Annotated in this window: 10 protein-coding genes; 8 read left to right on the top strand and 2 right to left on the bottom strand. The window is 70.6% G+C overall.

The window, feature by feature from the left end:
- The first annotated feature begins 151 nt into the window (after positions 1-151).
- The 3 genes from ACFU97_RS01365 to ACFU97_RS01355 all read left to right on the top strand — a co-directional run bounded on the left by ACFU97_RS01365 (position 152) and on the right by ACFU97_RS01355 (position 2827).
- Positions 152-727 carry a TerD family protein gene (locus ACFU97_RS01365; protein ID WP_384249247.1) on the top strand — a complete coding sequence of 192 codons (576 nt, stop codon included), beginning with the start codon at positions 152-154 and terminating at the stop codon, positions 725-727.
- A gap of 49 nt (positions 728-776) precedes the next feature.
- On the top strand, positions 777-1922 hold the full coding sequence (locus tag ACFU97_RS01360; RefSeq protein ID WP_384249245.1) for a DUF475 domain-containing protein: 1146 nt from the start codon (positions 777-779) through the stop codon (positions 1920-1922).
- A 167-nt stretch (positions 1923-2089) separates the two neighbouring features.
- A complete protein-coding gene (locus ACFU97_RS01355; RefSeq protein WP_384249242.1) occupies positions 2090-2827 on the top strand; it encodes a Tellurium resistance in 738 nt (245 codons plus the stop codon).
- Between the two features lie 117 nt (positions 2828-2944).
- Here the strand turns inward: ACFU97_RS01355 and ACFU97_RS01350 are convergent, their stop codons facing one another.
- Positions 2945-3769: a TerD family protein gene (locus ACFU97_RS01350; protein ID WP_384249239.1), complete on the bottom strand. Its 825-nt coding sequence runs from the start codon at positions 3767-3769 to the stop codon at positions 2945-2947.
- A gap of 207 nt (positions 3770-3976) precedes the next feature.
- On the opposite strand from ACFU97_RS01350, the gene ACFU97_RS01345 reads away from it, so the two are divergent.
- Genes ACFU97_RS01345 through ACFU97_RS01335 form a run of 3 tightly spaced genes read left to right on the top strand, consistent with a single transcriptional unit; the run spans position 3977 to position 8531 of the window.
- A complete protein-coding gene (locus ACFU97_RS01345) occupies positions 3977-5149 on the top strand; it encodes an HpcH/HpaI aldolase/citrate lyase family protein (RefSeq protein ID WP_384249237.1) in 1173 nt (390 codons plus the stop codon).
- A gap of 20 nt (positions 5150-5169) precedes the next feature.
- Positions 5170-7716, top strand: a complete 2547-nt coding sequence (locus tag ACFU97_RS01340) for a phosphoribosyltransferase (RefSeq protein ID WP_384249234.1) — start codon at positions 5170-5172, stop codon at positions 7714-7716.
- Positions 7716-8531 (top strand): HAD family hydrolase, encoded by an 816-nt coding sequence (locus ACFU97_RS01335; RefSeq protein ID WP_384249231.1) that lies wholly within the window; start codon positions 7716-7718, stop codon positions 8529-8531. The genes ACFU97_RS01340 and ACFU97_RS01335 overlap by 1 nt, the downstream gene beginning before the upstream one ends.
- 90 nt (positions 8532-8621) lie before the next feature.
- Here the strand turns inward: ACFU97_RS01335 and ACFU97_RS01330 are convergent, their stop codons facing one another.
- Positions 8622-8837 carry a zinc ribbon domain-containing protein gene (locus ACFU97_RS01330; RefSeq protein ID WP_384249229.1) on the bottom strand — a complete coding sequence of 72 codons (216 nt, stop codon included), beginning with the start codon at positions 8835-8837 and terminating at the stop codon, positions 8622-8624.
- Between the two features lie 140 nt (positions 8838-8977).
- On the opposite strand from ACFU97_RS01330, the gene ACFU97_RS01325 reads away from it, so the two are divergent.
- Together ACFU97_RS01325 and ACFU97_RS01320 are read left to right on the top strand one after the other, a co-directional pair.
- Positions 8978-10996 carry a transglycosylase domain-containing protein gene (locus ACFU97_RS01325; protein WP_384249227.1) on the top strand — a complete coding sequence of 673 codons (2019 nt, stop codon included), beginning with the start codon at positions 8978-8980 and terminating at the stop codon, positions 10994-10996.
- A 70-nt stretch (positions 10997-11066) separates the two neighbouring features.
- Entirely contained in the window at positions 11067-12359 is a 1293-nt protein-coding gene (locus ACFU97_RS01320) for a hypothetical protein (protein ID WP_384249224.1), read from the top strand.
- Positions 12360-12385 lie beyond the last annotated feature (26 nt).

Below are 12385 nucleotides of genomic sequence, written 5' to 3'. Positions count from 1 at the left end.
GGGAGAGGGCGGGTGGGGGGGGGGGGGTGTGGGGGGGGTGGGGGGGGGGGGGGGGGGAATGGTTTTTTCCTTCTTCTCCCCCCCCTTTTTTTCCCCCCCCCCCGGCCGCGCAGGACAACCAAAAAGCACCATCTCGGGGAGGACCAGCATCATGGGCGTCACGCTCGCCAAGGGGGGCAACGTCTCCCTGTCCAAGGCCGCACCCAACCTCACGCAGGTCATGATCGGGCTCGGCTGGGACGCACGCTCCACCACAGGCGCACCCTTCGACCTGGACGCCAGTGCCCTGCTGTGCAACGGCGGGCGGGTGCTGGGCGACGAGTACTTCGTCTTCTACAACCAGCTCAAGAGCCCCGAGGGCTCGGTGGAGCACACGGGCGACAACCTCACCGGTGAGGGCGAGGGTGACGACGAGTCGATCCTGGTCGAGCTCGGCCAGGTGCCGGCCCAGTGCGACAAGATCGTCTTCCCGGTCTCGATCCACATGGCCGACGAGCGCGGACAGACCTTCGGACAGGTCAGCAACGCCTTCATCCGCGTCGTCAACCAGGCAGACGGCCAGGAGCTCGCGCGCTACGACCTCAGCGAGGACGCGTCCACCGAGACCGCGATGATCTTCGGTGAGCTCTACCGCTACCAGGGCGAATGGAAATTCCGTGCGGTAGGTCAGGGGTACGCGTCCGGGCTGCGGGGCATCGCTCTAGACTTCGGAGTCAATGTTTCGTAAAGCCGAGTACGGCGCGGGGGAGACCCGTACCTACAGGATTGGGTAGCCAGTGCTTCTGAAAACGTTCGGCTGGTCGTTCGCGATTACCGCGCTCGGTCTGGTCGCGGCGGTCTTCTACGGGGGGTGGGAGGCCTTCGGGATTGTGGCGATCCTGGCCGTCCTGGAGATCTCCCTGTCGTTCGACAACGCGGTGGTCAACGCCGGGATCCTGAAGAAGATGAATGCCTTCTGGCAGAAGATCTTCCTCACCGTCGGTGTGCTGATCGCGGTGTTCGGCATGCGGCTGGTCTTCCCGGTCGTCATCGTCGCGATCACCGCCAAGATGGGGCCCATCGAGGCCGTCGACCTGGCCTTGAACAACAAGGACCGCTACCAGGAACTGGTCACCGACGCCCACCCGGCGATCGCGGCCTTCGGCGGCATGTTCCTGCTGATGATCTTCCTGGACTTCATCTTCGAGGACCGGGACATCCAGTGGCTGCGCTGGATCGAGCGGCCGCTGGCCAAGCTCGGCAAGGTCGACATGCTGTCGGTGTGCATCGCCCTGATCGTCCTGCTGATCACGTCCTTCACCTTCGCCACCCACGCCCACCAGCACGGCGGCGGCCACGCCGACAAGGCGCAGACGGTGCTGATCGCCGGCATCGCGGGCCTGATCACCTACATGGTGGTGGGCGGCCTTTCCGGCTTCTTCGAGGACCGGCTGGAGGAAGAGGAGGAACGCGAGCACGAGGCGGAGGAGGAAGCCGCCCGCACCGGCCGTAAGAAGTCGCCGGTGGTGCTGGCCGGGCAGGCCGCGTTCTTCATGTTCCTCTACCTGGAGGTCCTGGACGCCTCGTTCTCCTTCGACGGCGTGATCGGCGCGTTCGCCATCACCAACGACATCGTGCTGATGGCGCTGGGCCTGGGCATCGGCGCCATGTACGTCCGCTCGCTCACCGTCTACCTGGTGCGCCAGGGCACCCTGGACGACTACGTCTACCTCGAGCACGGCGCCCACTACGCGATCGGCGCGCTCGCGGTGATCCTGATGGTGACCATCCAGTACGAGATCAACGAGGTCATCACCGGCCTCGTCGGCGTCATCCTGATCGCCTGGTCCTTCTGGTCCTCCGTCCGCCGCAACCGCGCCCTCGCGGAATCGGAGGGGGACGCGGGCTCGGACGAGAAGACCGAGGTCTCGACCTCCTTGTAGGGATCGACCTCTTCGCCGGGCTCGATCCAGCCCGCTTCGCCCGTCAGGTGTGTCGCACCCGCGGGTGAGGGAACGCTCTGTGCGGGGCGGCCGGCCTCCGGCCGCCCCGCCGGTTTTTTCGAGGAAGGCCGGGTCCGCCGCGACCCGGGTGACGGGTGGGGGCGGGAATGGGTTTCTTCGACGGGCTGTGGGGCGGGCGGGACGCCGACTTCGACTCGGGCAGCGCGGCCACGAACGCGATCGAGCTGACGAAACGGCACCACCAGGTCTCGCTGACCAAGCAGGGCGCGGCCACGGGCCATCTGCGGGTCAACCTCAGCTGGCGGATGCGGACCTCCGACATAGGCGGCTCGCCGCGGGAGTCGCTGTTCCGGCACCCCTTCAAGGCGCTCAAGCCCGCCGAGATCATGGGCCACGGCCAGAGCATGGTCAACGTCGACCTCGACCTGGGCTGCCTGTACGAGCTCATGGACGGCACCAAGGGGGTCGTACAGCCCCTCGGAGGCTACTTCGGGGACGTCAACGCGGCGCCGTACGTGAAGCTCAGCGGCGACGACCGGTTCGGCTCGGCGTCCGGCGAGACGATGTACGTCAACCTCGACCACCGCGAGCAGATCAAGCGCCTGCTGGTCTTCGTCTACATCTACGACCAGACGCCGGCCTTCGACCGCACGCACGCGATCGTCACGCTGTACCCGAGCAACGGCCCGCGCATCGAGATCCACCTCGACGAACGCCACCCGCAGGCCCGCTCGTGCGCGGTCGTGATGATCGAGAACGTCAAGGGCGAGCTGGTCGTCCGCCGCGAGGTGAAGTTCGTCTACGGCTTCCAGGCCGAGCTGGACCGCCTCTACGGGTGGGGGCTGCAGTGGGGTCGGGGCTACAAGTCCAAGGTCGACCGCTGATCCCTCGCGGGGCGTCGGCGGGGCATGCCTGAGAGCTCGGTGCGTGCGGTTGTGTGGCGGCTGCGGGGCGTTCGTGGCTCGTCGCGCAGTTTCCCGCACCCCCCTGGGACCGGCCCGTCAGCGGCCGATGAACTGGGGGCCCTGGGGCGGCAGGCGGAAGTCCGGGTCCGGGGCCGAGGTGACCGGGGGCGGGTAGCCGTAGCCGGACTGGGTGCCTGCCACGGCCGCCGCGGGCTGCGGGTAGCCGTAGGCGGGCTGGGTGGTGAGCGGCGGCTGCGGGTAGCCGTAGGCCGGCTGGGCCGGGACCGCGGTCGGCTGCTCAGGGGGCAGCGGCTGGGAGAACTCGGGCACGGCCGTGGTGGCCGGCGGGGCCTGCGCGACGTCGGCCGCGGCCTCCGACTCGTCCACCGAGATGCCGAACTCCGTGGCCAGGCCCTTCAGGCCGTTCGAGTAGCCCTCGCCCAGCGCGCGGAACTTCCACAGCCCTTCCCGGCGGTAGAGCTCCCCGCAGATCAGGGCCGTCTCCTGGCCGGTCTGGGGCTTGATGTCGAAGTGCAGCAGCGCCGCCTCGTCCTCGGCTGCCGACGCGTCGTACAGCAGGATGCGCAGCCCCTGTACACGGTCGAAGGTGATGTCGTCGGCCGATGCGACCAGGAGAATCCGGCTGACGTCGGACTCGACTCCGGCCAGATCTGTCTGGATCGTGTCGGTGAGGCCGTCGGCGACGCGTTTCTTGCCGAGCCACCTCGCCTTCCCGGAGGGGTGCCGGGGCTGGTTGTAGAAGACGAAGTCCTCGTCGGAGCGCACACGACCGCCGGGGCCGAGGAGCAGCGCGGAAGCGTCGACGTCGGGGACCCCCTGCCCGGGCGTCCAGCGCAGCACCGCGCGGACCGTGGTTGCCTCGAGCGGGACGTTCGACCCCTTCAGCATCGCGTGCGTCATGCGGTCATCCTGCCCTCTCGGTCCTGGTCACGACAACGCGGGGTGCATGCTCCGCGGCCCTTTCGACGGTGCCCCGCAGCGCCGCCGACATGGCCGAGTTACCAGAAATTCATGCCCGGCGGGAACCCCTGACATGGATCTCTACGTACTATTACCGGCCACCTCTTTACGAATCCACAGCTTTACCTTGCGCCACGGGGGAGTCCTATGCGTCATTTCGGGCACATCGCCCCTGAGGTGCGGCAGCGCCTCTTCCATCAGCAGCCGTGCGAGTTCGACGCGAACTCCCCGGCCCGGCTGCTCGCCGCGGCCCTCGGGGCCACGCTCTACAGCCCGAGCACGCGCCCGCACCTCGCCGACGACATCGTCAAGCAGGCGGCGCGCGGCGTGGTCTCGATGGTGCTGTGCCTGGAGGACTCGATCGACGACGCGGACGTGGTGGCGGGGGAGGAGAACCTCGTACGCCAGTTCGCCGAGCTGGACGCACGGGACGGCGGCGGCTCCGGCCTTCCGCTGTTGTTCGTCCGGGTCCGTACGCCCGAGCAGATCCCCGATCTCGTCGAGCGGCTCGGGCCGTCGGTCCGGCTGCTGTCCGGCTTCGTGCTGCCCAAGTTCACCGAGGAGCGCGGCATCCCCTTCCTGGAGGCCCTGGCGAGCGCCGAGGCCGCGAGCGGGCGGCGGCTGTTCGCGATGCCGGTGCTGGAGTCGCCCGAGCTGCTCTACCGCGAGTCGCGGGTGGAGAGCCTGGAGGGTATCGCCCGCGTCGTCGACAAGTACCGCGACCGCGTGCTCGCGCTGCGGCTCGGCGTGACCGACTTCTGCTCCTCGTACGGCCTGCGCCGGGCCCCCGACATGACCGCGTACGACATCCATGTCGTGGCCTCCGTGATCTCCGACGTGGTGAATCTGCTGGGGCGGGTCGACGGCACCGGGTTCACGGTGACCGGGCCGGTGTGGGAGTACTTCCGGGTCCCGGAGCGCATGTTCAAGCCGATGCTGCGGACCAGCCCCTTCCTCGAGGGGCAGGCCGTCGAGCTGCGCGAGAAACTGATCGAGCACGCCATGGACGGGCTGCTGCGGGAGATCTCCCTGGACCAGGCCAACGGCCTGCTCGGCAAGACCTGCATCCACCCCTCCCACGTCCTGCCCGTGCACGCGCTGTCCGTGGTCAGCCACGAGGAGTTCGGCGACGCCGCCGACATCCTGCGGCCCGAGCGCGGCGGCGGGGGTGTGCTGAGGTCGGCGTACACCAACAAGATGAACGAGGTGAAGCCGCATCGCGCGTGGGCCGAGCGGACCATGCTGCGGGCCGAGGTGTTCGGCGTCGCACGCGAGGACGTCAGCTTCGTGGACCTGCTCGCCGCCGGCGTGACCGGCTGAGCCTCACTACCTAGGGACGCATGATCAACGCAGTGAACAACGGGGTCTGGTCCGGCAGCTGGGTCGCAGAGCGGCTCGGTGTCGAACTCGTGGGCGACGACGCGCTGACCGACCTGCTCGGGCTGGCGCTGCGGCGCAATCCCAAGCGGGCGCATCTGCTCGTCTCCCACGTGCTCGGCAAGCACGTACCGCAGTCGCCGTCCGTCGTGTACGGGTACGGCTTCACCCTCGGCCGCCGGGTGCGGGACCTGCTCGGCGAGGAGGCCGGAGCGGCCGTCGTGCTCGGGTACGCGGAGACGGCGACGGGCCTCGGCCACTCGGTGGCCGACGGCCTGGGGCTCGCGCCCTATCTGCACTCCACGCGTCGCCCGGTCGCGGGAGTGGCTGCCGCGGGCGGCTTCGAGGAGTCGCACTCGCACGCCACCTCCCACCTGCTGCTGCCGGAGGATCCGGCGCTGCTGGCGTCGGACGGCCCGCTGGTGCTCGTCGACGACGAGTTCTCCACGGGCAACACGGTGCTGAACACCGTGCGCGACCTGCACGAGCGGTATCCCCGGCGGCGGTACGTGGTGGTGGCCCTGGTGGACATGCGGTCGTCCGCCGACGCGGGGCGGCTCGCGGACTTCGCGGCGGAGATCGGCGCGCGGGTCGACCTCGTGGCGGCCGCCTCGGGCACGGTACGGCTGCCCGAGGGGGTGCTGGAGAAGGGGCGCGAGCTGGTCGCGCGGCACGAGTCTGCTGGTGCCGGGCCGGGTGGTTCGTCGGCCGCGGGTGCGTCGTGGCCGGTCGCGCAGTTCCCCGCGCCCCTGAAAGACGCTGCCGTGGCGGCCGACTCCGACTCCCCAGGAGCGCGGGGAACTGCGCGACCAGCTCCCGCTCACCCGCGCTCGGTCACGCGCGTGGAACTGAACTGGCCACGCAACCTGCCGGACGGCGGCCGGCACGGCTTCACCCCCGCCCACCGGGCCCGCCTCGAGACCGCGCTCCCCGCCATGGCCGCCCGTCTCGCGGAGGCGCTCCCCGTGGACGCACGCCGCGTGCTGACCCTCGGCTTCGAGGAGCTGATGTACGCGCCGCTCAGGCTCGCCCGGGAGCTCGAGCAGGTCGTCGACGCCGAGGTGCGGTACTCGACCACCACCCGCTCACCGGTCCTCGCGGTGGACGACCCCGGGTACGCGATACGCAGCCGCATGGTGTTCCCCGCACACGACGACCCCGCCGACGGCCCCGGCGAGCGGTACGCCTACAACGTCGCCGGCGCCGGTTTCGACGCCGTGATCGCCGTGGTCGACTCCGCCGCCGACACCCCCGAACTGCACGCGCCGGACGGCCTGTTGGCCCGCCTCGCGGAGCACACCCCGCACGTCGTCCTCGCGGTCGTGCCCTCGTACGTCCCCGAAAGGCCCGCCATGCTGCCCGAGCCCCTCCGCGGCCCCGCCTTCTCCTCGTACGCGCCCGAGGAGGTCGGCTGGCTGCTCCAGGACCTCTCGGACGTGACGCTGGAGGCGCCGACCGAGGAGCGCGAGGAGGCCATCCAGAGCGGGGGCGCGCACTACGCCGAGTCGCTGCCCGTCGAGTACCAGCCCAGCGAGCAGTACCAGGAGCTGTACCACGCGGCGCTGGAGACGACCGCCGTCCGGCTGGCGCAGGCGGTCGGCGCCGTCACCGAGATCGTGCTCGCCGAGCGCTCGCCCCGGCCGGTCCTCGTCTCGCTCGCCCGCGCGGGCACCCCCGTGGGCGTCCTGATGCGGCGCTGGGCGCAGTTCCGGCACGGCCTCGACCTGCCGCACTACGCCGTCTCCATCGTGCGCGGCCGCGGCATCGACGCCAACGCCCTGCGCTGGCTGGCCGCCCACCACGACCCCGCCGACGTCGTGTTCGTCGACGGCTGGACCGGCAAGGGTGCGATCACCCGTGAACTGGCCGCCGCGATCGAGGAGTTCGAGGCGTCCGACGGCGTCACCGGGTTCGACCCGGAGATCGCGGTGCTGGCCGACCCCGGCTCCTGCGTGCGCACGTACGGCACCCGGGAGGACTTCCTGATCCCCTCCGCGTGCCTCAACTCGACCGTCTCGGGCCTGATATCGCGCACCGTGCTGCGCGCGGACCTGGTCGGCCCGTACGACTTCCACGGCGCCAAGTTCTACCGCGAACTCGCGGGCGCCGACGTCTCGGTGGGCTTCCTGGACGCCGTCGCCGCCCGCTTCCCCGAGGTCGCGGACGCCGTCGGCGCGCAGGCCAAGGAGCTGCTGTCCGGCGACCGCACGCCGACCTGGGAGGGCTGGGCGGCCGTGGAACGCATCAGCGAGGAGTACGGCATCCACGACGTGAACCTCGTCAAGCCGGGCGTCGGCGAGACCACGCGGGTGCTGCTGCGCCGGGTGCCCTGGAAGATCCTGGCGCGGGCCGGCGCGGGCGCCGACCTGGACCACGTACGGCTGCTGGCCGGTCAGCGGGGTGTCCCCGTCGAGGAGGTCGGCGAACTGCCGTACACCTGCGTGGGATTGATCCACCCGCGCTACACCCGCGGCGCGACCGGTGCCGACGGCCGGGCGGTGAACGTCTGATGCCGGTACTGGTGGCGAGCGACCTGGACCGTACGCTGATCTACTCCGCGGCGGCCCTCGCGCTGACCATGCCGGACGCACGGGCGCCCCGGCTGCTGTGCGTGGAGGTGCACGAGAGCAGGCCGCTGTCGTTCATGACGGAGACGGCGGCCGGGCTGCTGACCGACCTCGGTGACGCGGCCGTGTTCGTGCCGACGACGACCCGGACCCGCAAGCAGTACCAGCGCATCAACCTGCCGGGCCCGCAGCCGACGTACGCCATCTGCGCCAACGGCGGCCATCTGCTGGTGGACGGCGTCTCCGACCTCGACTGGCACGCCCGGGTGACGGCACGCCTCGCCGAGCAGTGCGCGCCGCTGGACGAGGTGCGCGAGCATCTGCTGGCGACGGCGGACCCGGTGTGGGTGCGCAAGCACCGGGTCGCCGAGGACCTCTTCGCCTACCTCGTCGTCGAGCGCGAACTGCTGCCCGAGGACTGGCTGAAGGAGCTGGCGGTCTGGGCGGAGAACCGCGGCTGGACGGTCTCGCTCCAGGGCCGCAAGATCTACGCCGTCCCCAAGCCGCTCACCAAGAGCGCCGCGACGAGGGAGGTCGCGCGCCGCACGGGCGCCGAACTCACCCTGGCCGCGGGCGACTCACTCCTCGACGCCGACCTGCTCCTCGCCGCGGACAAGGGCTGGCGCCCGGGCCACGGCGAACTCGCGGACGCGGACTGGACCGCCCCGGCGATCACTGCGCTGCCGGAGCGGGGGGTACTGGCAGGGGAGCGAATCCTCCGGGAGTTCCTGAAAGAGACGCGAACTGTGAGCCTTTAGGGGCGCGGGGCGTTGTCCGATGTGCGGCTACCGCCGCGTGGCCGCGAGCAACCACGAAGCACTCGCACCCGACGACGCACCCGAGCCGACCTAGCCGCAGCACCCTCCACCGCAGCAACCGCCCCCGCCTCCGCCCTGCGGCGCCGCGGGGGCGGACGCGGTCCCGCCCACGGCCACCGTCGACAGCAGCTTCACCGTGTCCGCATGCCCGGCGGGGCACGCCGCGGGGGCGGACGACTCCGCCATCGGACGGCTCATTTCGAACGTGTCGCCGCAGGTCCGGCAGCGGTACTCATAGCGAGGCATGCCACCAGACTAGCCGGGCGCGCGGGCTGCAGATGTGATCTAAATCCCACAGTCTTCATGTTCCGAACCAGTCGGTATGTGAATGTTCCTGTGGGATTCGCATGTGGAGATGCTGCGAAGATCGTTGGTAGCTTTCGCGCGTGACCGGGACAGTGCAGGGAAGGGGCCGGGCGACTGACCACCGCCGGCCGCGCCGCCGCCGGGCGGCACCGAAGCGGTCCCCCCGGGCGGCGTTACGTCGCCTCCGCCCCGCCTACCCGCGGCCGGGCCGCACCGGCTGGCGCCGCTGGATCCCCTCCTTACGCCAGCTGCTGGGAGCCGCACTGGCCTCGGTGGGCGCCGTGGTCCTCTTCCTGGGCGCCGCCTACGCGGCCACGGACATACCGCGGAACCTGAACAGCTACGCGACCCAGCAGGACAACGTCTACTTCTGGTCCGACGGCACCCCGATGGCCCGCACCGGGTGGGTGCGACGGCAGGACATGCCGCTGAAGGACATCCCCGAGGACGTACGCCTCGCGGTCCTCGCGGCGGAGAACGAGAGCTTCTACTCCGACCCCGGCATCTCCCTCAAGGGCCTGACCCGCGCACTGTGGCGCACCGTCGGCGAGGGGGACACCGAGGGCGGCTCGACCATCACCCAGCAGTACGTCAAGAACGTCTACCTGAGCCAGAACCGCACGGTCGGCCGCAAGCTCACCGAGGCGATGATCGCCCTCAAGCTCGACAACAGGATGAGCAAGGACAAGATCCTGGAGGGCTACCTCAACACCAGCTGGTTCGGCCGCGGCACCTACGGAATCCAGCGCGCCGCCCAGGCCTACTACGGCAACGATGTCACCCACCTGAACGTCAGTCAGGCCGCCTTCCTCGCCTCCCTGCTGAAGGGCGCCAGCCTCTACGACCCCACCCTCTCCAAGGCCAACCACCGGCGCGCCGTGGAGCGTTGGTCCTGGATCCTCGACCGGATGGTCAAGACCGGCAAGCTGTCGCCGGCCGAACGCGCCAGATACCGGACCTTCCCCGAACCCCTGAAGTCGGCACGCGTCTACGACACCGGCAAGCAGAGCGACTACCTGGTGGAGCTGGCGCAGCAGTACGCCAAGAAGACCGCGCACATCTCCGACAAGCAGTTCGACCTGGGCGGCTACCAGATCTACACGACCTTCGACCGCCGCCGGGAGACCGCGCTCACCGGCGCCGTGACCAAGGCCCGCGAGGCGGCGCGGAAGAAGCACCCGCAGACGGTCCGCACCGCCCACTACGGTGCAGCGTCCGTGGCCGCCGACGGCCGCATCCTCGCCGTGTACGGCGGCCCCGACCACCGCAGACAGGGCTACAACGAGTCCAACGCGACCACCGTGCAGGCGGGTTCGGCCTTCCTGCCCTTCGTGTACGCCGCCGCACTGGAACACGGCATCCGCACCACCCGCTCCGGACCCCCCACCCCGGTCACCCCGCAGACGCTCTACGACGGCGACGACGGCGTCACCGTCACCACCCCCGAAGGGCCCTACTGGGACCGCAGCGGCAAGAAGGCCGTCGCGCACAACCTGGACGGCCGGTCCTACGGGCGGATCGCCCTCGGCAAGGCCCTCGAGGAGTCCGTCGGCGCACCCTTCGTACAGCTCGGCATGGACACCGGCCTGGACCGGGTGCGCGGGACCGCCGAGGCGGCCGGGCTGCTCGCCTCCAGCATCGGCCCGCAGGTGCCCGCGCTGTCCGCGGGCAGCTCGACCCCCAGCGCCATCCGGATGGCGAGCGCGTACGCCACGTTCGCCGCGGCCGGCCTGCACACCGAGCCGTACTCGGTGCGCCGTATCACCCGCAACGGCGCCGCGGTGAAGCTGCGCACCCCCCTCGCGCGGCGGGCGATCGGCGCCCGGGTCGCCGAACAGGTCTCCGCGGCGCTGACCGACTCCCTCAACACCGCCCACCCCACCGTGTCCACCCCCAGGGCCGCCGGGACCTCCGGCACCACCGCCGACGACACCGCCGCCTGGTACGCCGGCTCCGCCGCCTCCGTGTCGACCGCGGTCGTCGTGTACCGCATGGACCTGACCCGCTCCCTCGAGCCGCTTCCGCTCAAGGGGCTGGCCGGCGGCTCCGCCGGCGGCGTCCCCTACGCCGTCTGGTCGCAGGCGATGGGCCTCGGCTGACCCCCGAGGCCCGCACCACCACCCCCCACCCCCCTCGCAGATTGAGCACCGCATGCCTCATGACCACCGCATGCCCCACCCGAAACCGCCCACCGGCCGGCGCCGCAGACCGCCCGCCCGACGCCCGGCCGGCCCGCAGGTCCGGACCCTGACCGCCCTGCTCGTGGTCGCCTCCGTCGTCGCCGGATTCCTCGTCCTCACCCGCCCGGACGAAACCGCCCCCGCCGCCTCCGCGGGCGACCGCCCCAAGTCCGCGGCCACGGCCACCCGACCCACCGCACCACCCGCCTGGAACGGAAGGACCGAGATCCTCGGCGACGGCTCCACCTCCTACACCGGCCCCCAGAAAGGCCAGTTGAAGCCCGAGCCGCTCAAGCCGGGCCAGAAACCGCCCCAGTTCGTCGTCTTCTCCTGGGACGGCGCCCTGGAAGGCAGCGACCACCTCTTCTCGCACTACCGCGGACTGGCGAAGAAGTACCGCGCCCACATGACCTTCTTCCTCACCGGCATCTACCTCCTGCCCAAGAGCAAGGCCAGGCTCTACCACCCGCCCCAGCACCCGGCCGGCGCCGCCGCCATCGACTACGCCACCGGCGCGCACATCCGCACCACCCTGGAGCAACTGCGCCTCGCCTACGAGCAGGGCAACGAGATGGGCACCCACTTCAACGGCCACTTCTGCGGCCGCAAGGGCGGCGGCGACTGGAGCGTCGCCGAGTGGAAGAGCGAGATCGACCAGTTCTACCGGTTCGCCGAGAACTGGCGGACCAACACCGGCTACCGCGACATCCCCGCCCTGCCCTTCGACTTCCGGAAGGAGGTCACCGGCGGCCGCGCCCCCTGCCTGGAAGGCCAGAAGAACCTGCTGAAGGCCGCCAAGAACTACGGCTGGCGCTACGACGCCAGTTCCGCCGGCGACTTCCAGATCTGGCCCGCCCGCAAGAACGGCGTCTGGGACTTCCCGCTGCAGATGCTCCCCTACGAGGGCGGCACCTACCAGGGCCTGTCGATGGACTTCAACTTCCTCTACAACCAGTCGCACGGCGAGACCGACGGCAACCCCGCCGACTACCCCGACTGGCAGAACCAGACCGTCGCCTCCTACCTGGCCGGCTTCGACCGCGTGTACTACGGCAGCCGCGCCCCGCTGTTCATCGGCAACCACTTCGAGGACTGGAACGGCGGCATCTACATGAAGGCCGTCGACCAGGTCGTCGAGCACGTCTGCACGAAGAAGGACGTCAAGTGCGTGTCCTTCAGGGAACTGGCCGACTGGCTGGACGTGCAGAAGCCGGAGACCCTGGCGAGACTGCGCGGGCTGGACCCCGCGCAGTCCCCCGACTGGTCGACGGTCGCGAGATGAAACACCCCCCACCGCAAGGAGACCCA

It is taken from the genome of Streptomyces sp. NPDC057616, from assembly GCF_042800575.1.
Taxonomy (GTDB): Bacteria; Actinomycetota; Actinomycetes; order Streptomycetales; family Streptomycetaceae; genus Streptomyces.
Note: the sequence above shows the minus strand (reverse complement) of the source record. Positions and strands in the feature narration are given on the sequence as shown.